This window comes from Vibrio sp. J2-3(2022), from assembly GCF_021725735.1.
Lineage (GTDB): Bacteria > Pseudomonadota > Gammaproteobacteria > Enterobacterales > Vibrionaceae > Vibrio > Vibrio diabolicus.
On sequence record NZ_JAKKCK010000001.1, the window covers coordinates 1,139,812 to 1,153,673 of the forward strand.

Genomic DNA, 13,862 nt, shown 5'->3' on the forward strand with positions numbered 1-13,862 from the left:
CCCCTCAATTGAGGGGCTCTTTTCACACAAACTGTGTAATTTACTTTGCGCCACGACGCGCTTTCAGGCGCTTCACCATAGCAAGACGACGCTCTGCCGACCCTTGGTCTGTTGCCGACTGGTTCGGATTATTACGACGACCTTGACGATTCTTGAATGCTGGTTTTGAGTGCAGCTTTTCAATGTAAGATTCACGCTGTTTTGGTTCATAGCCTGCAAGCTCAATACGGCGAATGCGTTGCTGGATTAGATTTTCAACCTGAACCACCGTGAGCTCTTCATCTCGGTTTACAAATGAAACAGCATGACCTTGTTTACCTGCACGACCCGTACGACCAATTCGGTGAACGTAATCTTCCGCTAGGAAAGGCATGTCATAGTTCACAACGTGAGGTAAGTCTTCAATATCTAGACCTCGAGCAGCGACATCGGTAGCCACCATGACACGTGCTTTGCCAGACTTGAACTCTTCTAGCGCACGACGACGAGCACTTTGAGCACGGTCACCATGACAAACCACCGCTTTGATACCATCAAGTTTCAGCTCTTTTACCACTTCGTTTGCGGTCTCTTTGTAGTTCACAAATACCAACACTTGTTTCCAGTTTTTGCGACCAATTAGCTCTGAAAGCAGTTCCGTTTTTCGCTCTTGATCAACTGGATATAGCACGTGAGCAACTGTTTGTGCCGTAGTATTTGCACGCTCTACTTCGATACGTTTTGGTTTACGCAGAATGTCTTTCGCTAACAGATTTAGCTGGCTTGAAGTCGTTGCCGAAAACATCATGATTTGTGGGTCTGTATCTACATCCAGCATGATCTTACGAACTGCATGAATAAAGCCCATATCCAAGATACGGTCTGCTTCATCAAACACCAAAAACTCTAAGTGTGCCACCGAGACATTACCTTGTTCGATGTGCTCTTCCAATCGACCAGGTGTAGCCACAAGGATATCAACACCATTTTCCAGTGCCGCAACCTGAGAAGACATTTTACGGCCACCGAAAATCGCCGCCACCGACAGATTGGTGTACTTCGTGTAAGCTTTGATGTTGTCAGCAATTTGTTCAGCAAGCTCGCGAGTTGGAGCCAAGATAAGTGCACGAGCAGTCTTACGAGAAGCGCTACGGTTACTGTCTAACAACTGCTGAATCATAGGCAGAGAAAACGCAGCCGTTTTACCAGTACCTGTTTGTGCTGTAGCGAAAATATCATGGCCTTTGCGAGCCATTGGAATCGCCTTCTGTTGAATTGGCGTTAACTTTTCATAACCGCATTCTGCCAGTGCTTTAACCACTTCTGGCGCAAAACCTTGAGATGAAAATGACATTGAGCGTATTCCTTAAACAAACCACTAAAAATAGCTTTAAAAATTTAGCCGTGCACTATACCCGAATTTGAGTGATTTATCTCACTTTTCTCATTGAAACGCTACAAAAGCAAAAACGGCGAACGCAGACAGATTGCAGGTTCACCGTTTCCGTTTAACATTTGTTCGATTTAACGCTTGATGCCAGACAACTGAAGGAGAATTTGCTCAAGTTCATCCCATGGCAACAGCTGAGAATCTATCACTTCTAATCGTGATTCAAACCCTTCTAAGCTGATTTCATTCACCGACACGACTCGGTTGGCAACATTAAACGCGTAACACCCCTGATCTGTGTTGACCACCGCTTTAACACGTTCCGCCGTTAAGTCCGAAAGCATTGAGAAAAGTTTATCAAAATCAAACGTGTACTCTGCCCCAAACAACCACCCGCAGCTAAAATACCCTTGCCCTTTGTTCTCTTTGCGCACAAAGGCTTCACCTGGCGGCAACTGGAATTGAGGCTCTTGGTGAGCATGGTCATGATGATGTGACTCGATATGGGAAGAAGCGCTGCCGTAAACCCGTTCGATATCCAAGACTTCTATCGGTAACTCACCGTCATGAATAAGCTTACTAAATACTTTTGAGGGAGATTGGTCCGTCACCCAGTCATTAAACACATCAATGTCGTGACTGGTACAAAGGTCAACCTTACTGCCTATAACCACATCTGCGCTGTCTAACTGGTCCACGAAATTTTGGTTAGAAAGGTACTTTTCATCACTTAAATTACGCGGATCAACCAGAGCGATCGTCGCTTTTAGATCAACGTAAGGTTCATACTGTTCGGAGGTAAGCGTCGCGATAACCTGTTTTGGATGACCAAGGCCTGTCGGCTCAATCAATAAACGGTCCGGTTTTTGGCGCAGTAACGCGGTAATACCGACCGACATCGGCACACCCACCGTGCAACACATACAGCCACCCGGCACTTCTTTAATCAGCGCACCTTGGTCGGTCATCAATGCACCGTCGATGCCAATCTCACCAAATTCATTGACCAAAACCGCCCAGCTTTCGTTTTCCGGTTTATTCTTCAGTAGATTTAAAATCGTGGTCGTTTTACCGACACCCAAAAATCCGGTCAGTATGTTGGTTGGTACTCGATTTGACATGCTTATCTCCGACACGTTAGTGCATTAATGCTCCAGCAAAGTATACGGAGAATGTGACTCGCTTCAACGCTTTTTATCGCGCTCATCAAGCTCATTGCGTGATGCGTGGGTACACATTTTTTGAGAATGATCAGAGTGACTTATCAACTCTGAACGCTTCATATCAGAAAGATACATACTGGTGTAAATGACGCAGATAAAAAACGCGATAATAGCGACTACGATGGGAAGAACTCCGAGCGTGTTTTCGAATTTAAGCGCAGCGATAGCCAATACGAAAATAACGACAGAGATAAGTGCGATTGACTTACTTTTGTTGCTTTTCATGATAACTCGCCTTTCGTAAGGGTAGCCCCTAACACCTCCTGTACTAGGGGAGTGCCAGTTTGAACAACATCCAACCTGACTATTCAATGCTACTCCTTTCGCTACTTGTGAAATTTGACAAAGCTAACATTTATTACAACATCAAACGATGAACTTATTACTAGCTTTCAGATACTTAGTGGACTGTAAAACGCTTGCTAGCAAATCGACCCGCCGCTGACCAATATGTCGTTTTCATTGGCAATACAAACTTGAGCCACCAGCCTTAGCCCTTCGACTATCATCTCCAGAGACATGGAAGGCTGACTGCCATCTACTGCTTGTTCTGGCAATAATGGGATATGAACAAACCCATGACGAATAGGTTTGTCTTTTAGATAATGTTGGATGCCATAAAAAAGGTGGTTACATACAAATGTTCCGGCACTGTTGGAAATCTGGCTAGGTATCCCCTGCTTTTGCAGCGTTTGAACAATACGCTTTATCGGCAGTGTCGAGAAGTAAGCATCTGGGCCGTCAGCCACTACGGGTTCATCAATCGGCTGATGACCAGCGTTATCTGGAATACGAAAATCATCCACATTAATTGCGACACGCTCTGGGGTGATCGCGCCACGTCCGGCCGCTTGCCCAACGGTAATCACACAATCTGGCTGGTGCGCTTCTATTGCATCAATAACGGTATTCACTGACTCATGCCGAATCACAGGAACTGGGCAAGTAACGATCATGGCATCTTCTATTGCCGCAGCCTCTAATCGCTTCACCGCTTCTAAAGCGGGGTTAATGGCGTCACCACCAAAAGGTTCAAAACCGGTAATCAGGACTTTCTTCATAACAGCCTTTAGGAAAAGAGTTTCACAAATTATTGCACTCCCCTTCACCCCATCCAATAGCAAAAGTATTGTTGACATAAACCAGACAACATTATGTGACTCATGTCTAACCAGCGAGGGTTTTCACCTTTATTGAATCTAGACAAGTTCCGGACTATCAAGACTAAACATTGATGATTAGTCGCAGGACGGGGCTCTCTCATTTCATGACTCACGCAGAAACTTGGTTTCCACGCTTAACTTAGGTAGAGTACGCGACCGCAATGCAATTCGAAGAGATTGAATACAATGAATATTGATAACCATGTAATCGAAACGATTGAAGAGTTAGAGGCATTTCTGCATTTAGTAGAAAGCGGCGCTCTGGGTCTTGAAGGTGTCACTGGCGTTGCGCTAGCCACCTCTAATACCGATGGCCGTCCATTTGTTGCCGTATTAGGAGAAAAGCACCAATTGCTCCTTGGCCGCTGGGTTTCGCAGCACGTATATGACAATGGTAAAGACATTGTTCGTAACGGCCCAACCAGAAAACACTAAGCGCTCCGCACCATCTATAACACCATGCCGTCTTATACACCAAGCGTATGCTTTGAAAGCAATGCGCTTGGTATACTTAAAAAATAAAAAAAGAAAAGGCTAGCCTTTATTAATTTTGTCGGTATACTGCACATCAGCTCTTACGGAAAGAGCTATTAATGTAATTAAAGATCAAAGTTTCTCTCAGTTCCACATCGAATTCCTCGTTTACGTTCCTGCGACAAAATAGTTATCTCTAAAATCATATAGTAGCACTTGATATTAGCTAAAAATTCAATATTTAAAACAATCAAATATAGAGGTATCTATGTCTAATAAATTAACTGGTTCAGTAAAATGGTTCAACGAAACTAAAGGTTTTGGTTTTATTTCTCAAGACAATGGCGGTGATGACGTATTCGTTCACTTCCGTTCTATTGTTTCTGAAGGCTTCAAAACTCTTACTGAAGGCCAAAAAGTATCGTTCGTTGTTGAACAAGGTAACAAAGGTTTACAAGCTGCTGAAGTAACTGCACTGTAATTCTTTGTGTGGCATCAACGTTGTTGGTGCCACCATCCCCTTCCACTTATTGCCGCCCTTAATATTCTCTATCTAAGTTTATATACCCAAATCACTTACCTCTCCCACGCCGTCATTAATCACTTTCAATAAAGTCACTTTGGTATACATCTTTAGGTAATCACACTACCTACCTTGCAATTCCAGTTTGGAATTAAATTAATCTGATTCATATCTGAATCACTTCGCCTCATGCTTTGCTCATATAAATAAAGTTTATAAAATAAAAGCGATTGGCGAATATAAGAGAAAAAAATGAAATTAAATATATCCGCACAATCAATAAATTCTAATAATTACGAGCACATTATCCCTAGCCGAGACGCTATCCTTAGCCTATTCGATAAAGTTAAAAATCACTTAAGTCACGAGCAAATTTCTCGCTCTACTGGCTTAGATGAGAAACCACAAAAAGACGCTTTAAAAAAACGTTTACGCGCTATGGAGCGCGATGGCCAGTTGATTTTCACGCATCGCCGTGGTTATAAAAAAGTCGATCAAACCGCTTTGGTTTCTGGAAAGGTCAGCATTCACGCAGACGGCTTTGGTTTTGTCACTTACGACAGTAATGAAAAAGACCTTTTCTTACCTAAACACCAACTTACTCATGTGTTTGATGGCGATATCGTACTGGTTCTGAAAGGCAATGCTCAGCATCAAGGACGCTCAAATCATCGTTTCATCAAAATAGTGGAACGAAAAACAACCCACATCGTAGGCTTGTTAAAGAGAAAAGGTTCGAACTTCTATCTAGTGCCAGAAAGCGCGAAACTGACTCAAACCATTCATGTCACACCAAATGATCTTATCGCCAAAAGTGCCGGTAAACTCATTCATTGTAAAGTCACGGCCTATCCAGATCACAGACAATCAACAACAGTTGAAGTGGCTGAAGTATTAGGGCGTCCGGGAGAAGCAGGAATTGAAGTTAAATTGGCGTTACGTCGACATGGCATCAATGACCATTGGGATGATGAAGTTCTTCACGCTGCTTCCGCATTTGGCAATCACGTAGAAGAAAAAGACAAAACGTCACGAGTGGATTATCGAGATTTACCGTTCGTCACTATCGACGGGGACGACGCGAAAGACTTTGATGATGCCGTTTATGCATACCAAATGGACAATGGGCATTGGAAGTTATTCGTTGCGATTGCAGACGTATCTCACTACGTTCAGCCAAACGACCATTTAGATCTTGAGGCGCAATCTCGTGCAACGTCCGTTTACTTCCCCGGATACGTTGTACCAATGTTACCAGAAACATTATCTAACGGTTTGTGCTCGCTTAACCCGAATGAAGACCGATTGGTTATGGTATGTGAGATGACCTTTGACGACGAAGGTAACATGCTAGATTCAGAGTTTTCTGAAGGGATCATTCACTCGCATGCTCGTTTAACTTATAACGAAGCTTACCGCATTGTTTCCCAATCAACGGAAGCAAAAAAATACCAAGGTAAGAACCCAAAACAAAACATTAAACAGCATCTGGTGAATCTCCATCGCTTGTATTTGAACCTATCAGGTCAACGTCAAGTCCGTGGTGCCATTGATTTTGACACGCAAGAGCTTTCATTCACGTTAAACAATAAAAAGAAAATCGCGTCCATCGTTCCTGTAGTTCGAAATGATGCCCACCGAATGATCGAAGAATTCATGCTGTGTGCCAACGTTGCCACCGCTCAATTTTTGCAGCAACAAAAAATACCGAGCTTATACCGCGTGCACTCTGGTCCTCAGATGAAAAAACTGTCCTCATTAAGAATGATGCTTGCAGACAAAGGGCTAACGCTTGCGGGTGGTGATAAACCAACTTCTCATGACTACAACGCATTACTGGAACAAGTGCAAGATTTGGATGAGTGTGATGTGATTCGTACCCTACTGCTACGTTCTCAGAGTCAAGCCGAGTATTCGCCGAAGAATATGGGTCACTTCGGTTTAGCCTATGACGCATACGCGCACTTTACTTCGCCAATTCGTCGTTACCCAGACTTACTCGTTCACCGCGCCATTCGCGCTAAACTTCGAGAGCAAAAAACAGGCAAGCTACGCAGTCTGCTCATGAAACTAAAACCTATTCGTCAATTGACAGGTGCGGCGAACAACTACCCTTACGATACAAAAGTAATCGAGCAACTGAGCGTGCACTGTTCACATCAATCTCGTCAGGCAGATGAAGTGAGCCGAGAGGTTGAGTCTGCACTGAAATGTCATTACATGAAGCCATTTATTGGGCAACACTTCACGGGGAAGGTGTCTGGAGTCACACACTTCGGAGTATTTGTTGAGTTAGAGGAAAACCGAATCGAAGGTCTCATTCCTTTATCAAGTTTTCAAAATGGTGAGTTCGAATTTGATGCAGTCAAACAAAAAATTTCTAGCCAGAGCACCACGTTTACTTTAGGGACTAAAGTGCACGTGTTAGTTAAAGACGTCGATTCGAAACAAAGAAAGATCATGTTCAATTTAAAAGATGCAGAACACACGGTTGGTTAGTCTGTTGTAGTCTATTTTCTAACCCATTGTTCAAAAATAAAAAATAAGCTTTAGATACCGCGATTAACTTGTGACATTTCGCTGACATCAGCTTATTCTAAAACCCTAATATCTGGCAAAGGAAACGAATCTAACTTTTGTTTCCAGACACCATCGCAGAGTGTATTTCCAGCACTCTGTTTGCCTCGAGAGGTTCTTATGACAGCCTAGGATCTCTCGGGGCTTTTTTGCGTCTCTTAAATCCCATCTTATGCTGTATCCAACCCGTTACCAACCACACAAATTGTACTTTTTAACTAGTTCACTAGATCGCGAATTCTGATTTAAGCAACTGATCACACAACCTCTTCCAAATTTTGGGTATAAAAGTATCAATACTTTCGTTAACTAGGATGTAAATAATGAAAAACTCGTTTGATCTCACCATGCCCAATGAAGAAGGATACTTTGGTGAATACGGTGGTAGCTTCGTGCCGCCGGAGCTTGAACAAATCATGCGTGACATCAACGCAGCTTATGAGGAATGCAGCAAAGATCCTGAATTTAAAGCGGAACTTGCTCGCCTGTATAAGCACTTTGTTGGACGACCTAGCCCAATCTTCCATGCGGAAAACTTGTCTAAGAAATACGGAGCAGACATCTACCTAAAGCGCGAGGACTTAAACCATACAGGCGCACATAAAATTAACCACTGCTTAGGAGAAGCCATTCTCGCTAAAAAGATGGGTAAGAAGAAACTGATTGCTGAAACTGGCGCAGGGCAACATGGGGTCGCGCTTGCGACAGCCGCCGCACTGGTCGGCTTAAAGTGCGATATTTACATGGGTGAAGTTGATATTGCCAAAGAGCACCCGAATGTCGTCCGTATGAGAATCCTTGGTGCCAATGTCATCCCTGCTACTCACGGGCGCAAGACTCTCAAAGAAGCGGTTGATTCTGCCTTCGAAGCCTACCTAAAAGATCCTGACACACAACTTTACGCGATAGGTTCCGTCGTTGGCCCTCACCCATTCCCAAAAATGGTACGAGATTTCCAGTCAATTATCGGCAACGAAGCACGTGTTCAATTCAAAGAAATGACTGGTAAGCTACCCAATAATCTCGTTGCATGTGTTGGGGGAGGATCTAATGCGATGGGGCTATTTACTGCTTTCTTAGACGATGAACAAGTCGCTATTCACGGCGTCGAGCCCGCGGGCCGCTCTTTGCAAAAGGTTGGCGAGCATGCTGCAACACTCACACTTGGTGAGCCAGGTATTATGCACGGATTTAAGTCTTACATGCTCAAAGATGAGCAAGGCGAACCTCAAGAAGTGTACTCTGTAGCAAGTGGCTTGGATTACCCATCGGTTGGTCCTCAGCATAGTTACTTAAAAGACATTGGCCGTGTCAATTACGGCTCAATCACCGATGACGAAGCAATTGATGCATTCTTTGAACTGTCTCGCGAAGAGGGGATTATTCCAGCGATTGAATCCTCACACGCTGTCGCTTACGCGATTAAACTCGCGAAGCAAGGAGAAACTGGCTCAATTCTGATCAACTTATCCGGTCGCGGTGACAAAGACATTGATTTTGTCGTTGAACACTACGGCGCAAAATATGGCATTGAATCAATCATTTAGTCCCTGTTTGGTAGGCTAACTGTCTATACAAAAAGCTACCTATTACTAGGTAGCTTTTTGTTTGCGCCTTACTTTCCCTACATGCGCTTTAAAGGCTTAACTACACAGTTCAAACCTTTTACTTTTGAGAAATAGTCATAGCTTGAGAAAGCCCTCTCACTCACCACTCCAACGATGCCTTTAGAGCATAATTCGATTAACCGATCAGAGCAGGAATGCCCGGAAGTTGACCAACGACAGCAAGCGAGCCTGCACAGACGATAAATGCAGTACCAGGAATCAGGTATTTATCTTTTCTCGAGAGTTCGTTGGCACGCTCATGGTCGCCGATAAGTCCAAGGTTATCCAGCAGCATCGTGATTGCCCAGCCAAAGACTGGATTAACGAATGCACAGGCAAAAATACAGATACCGGCACTGAGTGAATCTTTATGCTTGTGGATCATCTGCATACCCGCTTCTAAAAGCGGTAAGAATACACCGACAATCAAAGCAACACGCAGAACAGGCTCCCACATCGCTAGATCCATAGGGTAACCAATTACCGCGGCGGCAATACACATGAAACCCGTTAACAGTGCGCCACCTGGAATAGGACGTTTGGCAATTGCGGCTGGAATCATGTACGTTCCCCAAGAAGAAGCTAGGTTTCCGCCACCTAATAGTGAGCCAACTCCCTGACGAACAGACGCTCCGACCATCGTGTCGTCGACATCCATGAGTACGCCTTTCGCTTCTTTCGGGTAGTTAAGTTCTTGAAACACACGATGGCCAAGATAATCAGGGGACCACATAGCGACTGCCAGTAGCGCAAATGGAGTCACGGCAATAAAGTGCTCTAAGGTTGGCCAACCTAGTTGCCAGCCTGTATCTTCACCCCACCAATAGAATGGACTGAAATTAGGCAGGCCCGGTTCTGTGGTAAAAGCAAACTCAGCGCCCATCAAATAAGCAACAATACCCGCGAGTGCAGAGCACAGTGGGATTGCCAACCAACGCTTGTTGATCTTAGCTAGGTAGGCATAAACCATAACGGTTAGGCCAATGACCACAAACGAGATGTAACCTTGGTCTGTACTTGCAGCCCACGCCTCAGTCTTATTAATTTGTCCGAGCAACCCAACAGCGCCTAGGTAGATCAATAACCCTCCTCGAACCCCAATGCCAGTCAAGGTCATGAGTTTAGAACCGCCTTTAGTCAAAGCGAGAATTAAGCCAAAAGCACATACCATCAAGCCAAGCGCCAGAGGATGCCCTCCTGCGGCAGCAATCATGGGAATCAGCGGTATCATTGGGCCGTGGGTACCGGCTAAGTTTGCATTCGGGTTTAGGATGGCGGAAAACAAAATAACGAACAGAGCACCCGCGATAAGCAATTCGTAACGCACGTTTTCTGCAACGAACTCCGGAGATAAACCGAACTGAGCAGCAAAGGCAGCAACCATAGCGGTGACCATCACCACTTTACCAATGGTTGCGGCTAATGCAGGCACCCAGTCTTCGATTTCAATACTGTAATCACGTGATGGCAAATGAATACCCCAGCGACGAAAGCTCATGATGGTTAAATCATGGTTTAGAAAGTCTTCACGATTTTCAAATTCATGCGGTTTTTTGCGCACATCCCTGTAAAAGGTCTTACTTGAGTCAGACATTGAGCTATCCTTTGTTATATTTCAACGTTGAACTATGCCAACTAGAGTTTCGCTTGGTATACAGACCAATACGAGACAACACCCACATCAAACATCGAGGCCACACCAAGAAAGTGGTATGGCTAATTTTTGATTTGAACCTATTAAGCATGTATTGCTATCGGTAGGAATATTAGACATTAGTAAAAGAGCAACAAAAATCTCACTTATTACACAAAGATTTAACATTACATTAGAGTACGCGGATCTTTAGTGAGAGTTTTTGAAAAGCAATTCAGCAAGATGAACAGCCGCAACTCCACCTGTGCTTTTCAAGGTAGAAAAAACATATCCGTATTCACACAGGTAATTGGTTAATTTTGCTCATGCAAGTACGCACTAACAACATCAAATCGAGTTGCAACCCAAACCATCGCTGCCTAACTATAGATATCTCTGTAATGTATACTTTGCTAAACTCCACCCTTTGATGAGTAAGGCCCCTAAAATGATGACTGACGAAGAAAGAATCGAACTGCAACGGAACAACCCACTGCACGGGTTAAAGCTAGAGACAATGTTGCAAGAGTTGGTGGATTTTTATGGCTGGGACATTCTAGATACAGCAATGCGCTTTAATTGCTTTAACACTAAGCCTTCGATTGCAAGTAGTGTGAAGTATTTAAAGAAGACCGAATGGGCGAGAGAAAAATTAGAAAACTTTTACCTTTATCGCTTTAAGCGCATGCCACGCGCAAGTGAAGAAGAATATGATTTACCACCGAGAGCTCGTACTTTCCCTCATGGTCTTGAACCTAAAGAGCCAATGCCGCTAACCGTTGACTCTATCCTTAAGTCACAAGCTAAAGCTGCATCCGCATTTAAAAAACGTTCACCTCGTGGACGTCCGACGCGTCGATAGCACATTACCTTGAAAAGCAATAGAGCCCTACTGGTAGCTCCAGCAAGGCTCTATTGTTCTTTAAAGAAATGGCTAGAAGCGAATACTCAAGCTAGTGCGCCCCCTTCTCCAGCGCCTCCCGTAAGTAAACTCACAGGTTGTTTACGTTTTCTATTGACTACGCTTTTTCTTCTTTTTACCCGTACCTGCCGGCTTTGCACGCGGCTTCATCGGTAAAAAGTAGGCTTCACTCTGGTCGTCTTCCACTTCAAAGCCCTCTACCTGCTCACGTTCAAGTTGGAACTTATTTTTCTTTTCTATCACTTTGAAATGGTGATAGTCATCGTAATCGATAAGGGATAGCCCTAGACCCACTTCACCAGCACGACCACTACGACCGATTCGATGCATATAGTCAGCAGGACTACGTGGAAGATCGAAGTTAATCACCACTGGCAGCTTTTCAATATCAAGGCCACGTGCTGCGATATCGGTAGCAATAAGAACTTGAATCTCGCCAGACTTAAAACCGTCAAGGACACGAGTACGAGCGCCCTGCCCTTTATCACCATGGAAAACTTCAGCAGTAATACCGCGTTTTGACAGCTTTTGAGCTAAATGGTTACAGGCATTCTTAGCATTCACAAAAATCAAAGTCTGTCGCCACTGATGCTGTTTGATTAAGTGCGCGAGTACCGCCGTTTTCTCACCTTTATTTACACTAAACACGCGTTGCACCAAAGTGCTGGCTTCTGCGCTCTGCAACTGAACTTCAACAGGGTCGCGGAGCAAGTGCTTAGCCAGCGTCGTGACTTTATCAGGGAAAGTAGCAGAAAATAGCAGCGTCTGTTTCTTCTCTGGCAGTAACGCAAGAATCTTATTGAGTTCTTCGGTAAATCCGAGGCTCAACATACGGTCAGCTTCATCGAGCACGAGCGTTTTTACTTGGTCCAACTTAATCGCGTTACTGGATACCAGATCAAGTAATCGACCTGGCGTAGCTACGATAATGTCACAGCCACCGCGAAGCGCCAGCATTTGTGGGTTCACCGACACACCACCAAATACGGCAACCGTTTTGATCTTATCTCTAAGATGGTATGAGTAAGATTTGACGTTATATGCCACCTGTGATGCCAGCTCACGAGTTGGAACTAAAATCAGGTGAGAAACGAAGTTACCACGGCGATTATTTGATTCATCTTGCTGAACAATTTTTTGCAGAATTGGAAGCGAAAAAGCAGCGGTTTTACCAGAGCCCGTATTGGCACCGCCAACAATGTCTTTCCCTTCAAGGATATAAGGAATGGTATGAGATTGAATGGGCGTCGGTTGGCTGTATTCTAACGCTTCTAGTCGCTCGACTAAGGTTGGAATCAGGCCAAGATCGGCAAATGTCGCTTGCTGTGTTTTATCTGTCATTACGATGAGTGGCTCAGTGCTAGTAAAGGCCGTGTATCTTATGCTATTTCGCGTCTGGATGTTAGAGATAATGGCCCAAACAGAAGATTGGTGAAAGAAGCACTTGCTTATGTTGGGTGAGTAAATGTATGCAAAACCTCAGTACATAAAAACGAACCTAATTTAGGTAAGCTCTTGGCAACTATATGCCACGACTCGAAAAGTAACGCGTGGGTGAATCGCCATAGACCCGACGAAACATCGCGATAAAGTTACTGGGCGTCGAATAACCCAAAGCATGTGCAACCGCTCCTACTGATTCTCCGCGAGCCATCATTTCTAACGAATGTATTAGCAGTGCTTGTTGCCGCCATTCACTAAAACTCATGTTTAACTCACTTCGAATCAATCGTCTTAACGTCCGAGATGAGACAGCCCCGATATTTGCCCAATGCTCCACAGAATGTTTGCTGTTTGGGTCTATTAAAATTGCTTGAGTAACTTTTTGCAGTCTCGGATCTCTGGGCTGTGGGATGTGGAGTGACTCATGAGGGCTATTGACGATTTCATCGGATATTACGGCAAGAATACGTAAAGACTGTATGGATAGATCGTCTGTTTTGCTCCATATCGATGCTCTAACCGATAGGGCTTTCAACACATCGCTCATTTGGATCACACAAGGTCTCATTGGAAACCGCTCACAACTCTCTGGAGTAAACAGTAATGAACGACCTTTCAGAGAACCACAAAAATAAACACTGTGCATCGCACCCGGGGGGATCCAACCAGCTCGGTGAGGTGGTAGTATCCACGTTCCTTCATCAGTTTTGACCTGAATTAGCCCTTCATCTATACACAGTAACTGGCCTCGATGATGGCTGTGCCAATTATGTGGCCGTTGATCCAAATGGTTGAAGTCGCTCCTTTCATGCTGCCACTCCTTAGCGATCAGTGCGGCGCCATTTTTCCATTCGCTGTAATCAGAGTTTGTCACTTTATTTACTCAATTCCATTTTGGCCATTATTCATTATTTTCTGTCCTCTTAAC

12 protein-coding genes are annotated in these 13,862 nt (G+C 44.3%); 5 read left to right on the top strand and 7 right to left on the bottom strand.

Annotation, left to right across the window (positions count from 1 at the left end):
• Nucleotides 1-40: 40 nt before the first annotated feature.
• From L3V27_RS04890 to pcp, 4 genes are all read right to left on the bottom strand, one after another.
• A complete protein-coding gene (locus tag L3V27_RS04890; RefSeq protein ID WP_005386186.1) occupies nucleotides 41-1,333 on the bottom strand; it encodes a DEAD/DEAH box helicase in 1,293 nt (430 codons plus the stop codon).
• Between the two features lie 170 nt (nucleotides 1,334-1,503).
• Nucleotides 1,504-2,490 carry a GTP-binding protein gene (locus tag L3V27_RS04895; protein WP_237311181.1) on the bottom strand — a complete coding sequence of 329 codons (987 nt, stop codon included), beginning with the start codon at nucleotides 2,488-2,490 and terminating at the stop codon, nucleotides 1,504-1,506.
• A 63-nt stretch (nucleotides 2,491-2,553) separates the two neighbouring features.
• The gene (locus L3V27_RS04900) at nucleotides 2,554-2,817 is read right to left on the bottom strand and encodes a hypothetical protein (protein ID WP_237311183.1); all 264 of its coding nucleotides are present in this window, start codon (nucleotides 2,815-2,817) and stop codon (nucleotides 2,554-2,556) included.
• Between the two features lie 197 nt (nucleotides 2,818-3,014).
• On the bottom strand, nucleotides 3,015-3,653 hold the full coding sequence (pcp, locus tag L3V27_RS04905) for a pyroglutamyl-peptidase I (RefSeq protein ID WP_065646950.1): 639 nt from the start codon (nucleotides 3,651-3,653) through the stop codon (nucleotides 3,015-3,017).
• Nucleotides 3,654-3,941: 288 nt separating this feature from the next.
• On the opposite strand from pcp, the gene L3V27_RS04910 reads away from it, so the two are divergent.
• From L3V27_RS04910 to trpB, 4 genes are all read left to right on the top strand, one after another.
• Nucleotides 3,942-4,190 carry a hypothetical protein gene (locus tag L3V27_RS04910; RefSeq protein ID WP_005375646.1) on the top strand — a complete coding sequence of 83 codons (249 nt, stop codon included), beginning with the start codon at nucleotides 3,942-3,944 and terminating at the stop codon, nucleotides 4,188-4,190.
• Between the two features lie 307 nt (nucleotides 4,191-4,497).
• Complete coding sequence (locus L3V27_RS04915; protein WP_005375644.1) at nucleotides 4,498-4,710, top strand: cold-shock protein; 213 nt, start codon at nucleotides 4,498-4,500, stop codon at nucleotides 4,708-4,710.
• Nucleotides 4,711-5,004: 294 nt separating this feature from the next.
• Nucleotides 5,005-7,251 (top strand): ribonuclease R, encoded by a 2,247-nt coding sequence (gene rnr, locus L3V27_RS04920; RefSeq protein WP_237311185.1) that lies wholly within the window; start codon nucleotides 5,005-5,007, stop codon nucleotides 7,249-7,251.
• A gap of 401 nt (nucleotides 7,252-7,652) precedes the next feature.
• Nucleotides 7,653-8,876, top strand: coding sequence for a tryptophan synthase subunit beta (gene trpB, locus L3V27_RS04925; protein WP_048625224.1), 1,224 nt, complete (start codon nucleotides 7,653-7,655; stop codon nucleotides 8,874-8,876).
• 196 nt (nucleotides 8,877-9,072) lie between these two features.
• Here the strand turns inward: trpB and L3V27_RS04930 are convergent, their stop codons facing one another.
• Nucleotides 9,073-10,530 carry a DUF3360 domain-containing protein gene (locus L3V27_RS04930; RefSeq protein ID WP_237311186.1) on the bottom strand — a complete coding sequence of 486 codons (1,458 nt, stop codon included), beginning with the start codon at nucleotides 10,528-10,530 and terminating at the stop codon, nucleotides 9,073-9,075.
• A gap of 487 nt (nucleotides 10,531-11,017) precedes the next feature.
• Here L3V27_RS04930 and L3V27_RS04935 point away from each other — a divergent pair, with 487 nt between their 5' ends.
• Complete coding sequence (locus L3V27_RS04935) at nucleotides 11,018-11,431, top strand: VF530 family DNA-binding protein (protein WP_005391068.1); 414 nt, start codon at nucleotides 11,018-11,020, stop codon at nucleotides 11,429-11,431.
• Between the two features lie 150 nt (nucleotides 11,432-11,581).
• Here L3V27_RS04935 and L3V27_RS04940 read toward each other — a convergent pair whose 3' ends face one another.
• Together L3V27_RS04940 and L3V27_RS04945 are read right to left on the bottom strand one after the other, a co-directional pair.
• Nucleotides 11,582-12,832, bottom strand: coding sequence for a DEAD/DEAH box helicase (locus L3V27_RS04940; protein WP_237311188.1), 1,251 nt, complete (start codon nucleotides 12,830-12,832; stop codon nucleotides 11,582-11,584).
• A gap of 181 nt (nucleotides 12,833-13,013) precedes the next feature.
• The gene (locus L3V27_RS04945; RefSeq protein WP_005391079.1) at nucleotides 13,014-13,808 is read right to left on the bottom strand and encodes a helix-turn-helix transcriptional regulator; all 795 of its coding nucleotides are present in this window, start codon (nucleotides 13,806-13,808) and stop codon (nucleotides 13,014-13,016) included.
• Between the last annotated feature and the right edge of the window lie 54 nt (nucleotides 13,809-13,862).

What these genes read in the sequence shown, in the direction of transcription:
- L3V27_RS04890 (WP_005386186.1), bottom strand. Translation starts at nt 1,333, where the DNA reads ATGTCATTTTCATCTCAAGGTTTTGCGCCAGAAGTGGTTAAAGCACTG.
- L3V27_RS04895 (WP_237311181.1), bottom strand. Translation starts at nt 2,490, where the DNA reads ATGTCAAATCGAGTACCAACCAACATACTGACCGGATTTTTGGGTGTC.
- L3V27_RS04900 (WP_237311183.1), bottom strand. Translation starts at nt 2,817, where the DNA reads ATGAAAAGCAACAAAAGTAAGTCAATCGCACTTATCTCTGTCGTTATT.
- pcp (WP_065646950.1), bottom strand. Translation starts at nt 3,653, where the DNA reads ATGAAGAAAGTCCTGATTACCGGTTTTGAACCTTTTGGTGGTGACGCC.
- L3V27_RS04910 (WP_005375646.1), top strand. Translation starts at nt 3,942, where the DNA reads ATGAATATTGATAACCATGTAATCGAAACGATTGAAGAGTTAGAGGCA.
- L3V27_RS04915 (WP_005375644.1), top strand. Translation starts at nt 4,498, where the DNA reads ATGTCTAATAAATTAACTGGTTCAGTAAAATGGTTCAACGAAACTAAA.
- rnr (WP_237311185.1), top strand. Translation starts at nt 5,005, where the DNA reads ATGAAATTAAATATATCCGCACAATCAATAAATTCTAATAATTACGAG.
- trpB (WP_048625224.1), top strand. Translation starts at nt 7,653, where the DNA reads ATGAAAAACTCGTTTGATCTCACCATGCCCAATGAAGAAGGATACTTT.
- L3V27_RS04930 (WP_237311186.1), bottom strand. Translation starts at nt 10,530, where the DNA reads ATGTCTGACTCAAGTAAGACCTTTTACAGGGATGTGCGCAAAAAACCG.
- L3V27_RS04935 (WP_005391068.1), top strand. Translation starts at nt 11,018, where the DNA reads ATGATGACTGACGAAGAAAGAATCGAACTGCAACGGAACAACCCACTG.
- L3V27_RS04940 (WP_237311188.1), bottom strand. Translation starts at nt 12,832, where the DNA reads ATGACAGATAAAACACAGCAAGCGACATTTGCCGATCTTGGCCTGATT.